1 protein-coding gene is annotated in these 1,042 nt (G+C 73.9%); it reads left to right on the forward strand.

What is annotated here, in order from left to right; translation table 11 throughout:
- On the forward strand, positions 1-1,042 hold a 1,042-nt coding region (locus tag ACXAID_RS28210; protein WP_475025449.1), incomplete at both ends, for a 3'-5' exonuclease.

Raw genomic sequence — 1,042 nt, forward strand, 5'->3', positions numbered from 1 at the left:
CATCCTGGCCGGACCGCGGTGGCGGCTGGGCGCCCGCGACATCGCCGCGCTGTGGCGGCGCGCCGTGGAGTTGGACGGTGCCGGTCGCCTGGAGCCCGCCGGTCCCGACGAGATCCTTGCGCCGCTCGGAGCCGACGCGGACGCCGCCTGCCTGGGCGAGGCGATCTGTGATCCCGGACCGGCCACGGCGTTCTCCGCCGAGGGGCACCGCAGGATCACCGCGCTGGGCCGGGAGCTGACCGCGCTGCGCGCCCACCTGGACTGGGTGCTCCCGGACCTCGTCGCCGAGATCCGTCGGGTCCTCGGCGTCGACGCCGAGGCGCGGGCGGCGCGTCCGGTGGCGGCCGGCTGGTCGGGCACCGAACACCTGGACGCCTTCGCCGACGTGGTCGCCGACTTCGCGGCGCGCCCACGGGCCACCGCGGTCGCGCTGCTCGCTTTCCTCGACACCGCCGAGGAGGTGGAGAACGGTCTGGCGCCGGCCGAGGTGGCGGTCGCCGGTGACCGGGTGCAGATCCTGACCGTGCACGCCGCCAAGGGGTTGGAGTGGCAGATCGTGGCCGTTCCGCACCTCAGCGGCCGGGTGTTCCCGTCCACGGCGTCGCCGCGGACCTGGCTGACCGATGCCGCCGACCTGCCGCCCCTGCTGCGGGGCGACTGCGCGGCGGTCTCCGAACACGGTGTGCCGGTGCTGGACACCAGCTCCGTCAACGACCGAAAAGCGCTGTCGGACCGAATCTCCGACCACAAGCGAAGTCTTGATCAGCGCCGCATCGATGAGGAACGGCGGCTGTTGTACGTGGCGATCACCCGGGCCGAGGAAACGCTGCTGGTGTCCGGTCACCACTGGGGCGCCACCGAGTCCAAACCGCGTGGGCCGTCGAGCTTCCTCACCGAGCTCAAGGAGGCCATCGACACCGCCGCCGAGCAGGGCGCCCCGTGTGGCGTCGTCGACCGCTGGGCCGACGCTCCCGCCGACGGGGAAGCCAACCCGCTACGCGACCGGGTCGTCGAGGCGTCGTGGCCGGCCGACCCGCTCGCC

The organism is Mycobacterium sp. ABE4_509 (assembly GCF_056160785.1).